The following is an 831-nucleotide window of genomic DNA, read 5'->3' as shown; positions in this document are numbered from 1 at the left end:
CATCTGCATGGCGATGGCCTTCTTCAAGGCCGGACCCACGTCTTCCAGCTTGTCGACCGTGATGCCTTCGGCGCCCATGGCCCGCGCAATTTCCGCGAAGCTCTGGTTATCGAGCTCGCCGGCGACGAAACGGCGGTTGTAGAAATCCACCTGGTTTTTCTTTTCCGCACCCCACTGGCGGTTGTGGAACACCACGGCCGTAACGGGGATGTTGTGGCGCACGCAGGTCATGGTTTCCATCAAGCTCATGCCCCAGGCGCCGTCGCCCGCATATGAGACGGCCGGACGGTGCGGCGCGGCAACCTTGGCGCCGATAATCGTCGGAAACGCATAGCCGCAATTGCCAAAGCTCATCGCCGCAAAGAAACTGCGCGGTTTTTCAAAGCGCAGATAGCTGTTCGCCACCGAGTTGATGTTGCCGATGTCGGTCGACACCATCACGTCTTCCGGCATGGCTTTTTCCAGCTCGCGCAAGACCTGGCGCGGATGCAGATAGCTGCCCTGCTCTTTCTTTTGCTCTTCGATCATGTCCAGGCTGTATGCATCTTTTTCATGCGTCCAGTTCGTCAATTCCTCTTCCCACGCGGCCTTTTCCGCTTGCACGGTGGCATAGCGCGCGTCGCGCGTGGCGTCGCAATCGAGCGTCTTGCCGTCCAGGCGAGAAAGAATCGCTTTGGCGGCTGCCTTGGCGTCGCCGCAGATGCCCACCGAGATTTTCTTGACCAGGCCCAGCATCTTGTTGTCCGCGTCGATCTGGATGATCTTGGCGTTTTTCGGCCAGTAATCCATGCCGTGCTGCGGCAAGGTGCCGAACGGTCCCAAACGCGAACC

At 59.4% G+C, this 831-nt stretch carries 1 protein-coding gene; it reads right to left on the bottom strand.

Annotation, left to right across the window (positions count from 1 at the left end; genetic code table 11):
* On the bottom strand, window positions 1-831 hold an 831-nt coding region (locus CSZ94_RS27355), incomplete at both ends, for a thiamine pyrophosphate-dependent enzyme (protein ID WP_258001241.1).

This window comes from Janthinobacterium sp. ROICE36 (genome assembly GCF_002869965.1).
In the GTDB taxonomy this organism is placed as follows: domain Bacteria; phylum Pseudomonadota; class Gammaproteobacteria; order Burkholderiales; family Burkholderiaceae_D; genus Janthinobacterium.
The sequence above is the reverse complement of the archived record's forward strand: the minus strand, read 5'-3'. Positions and strand labels throughout refer to the sequence as shown.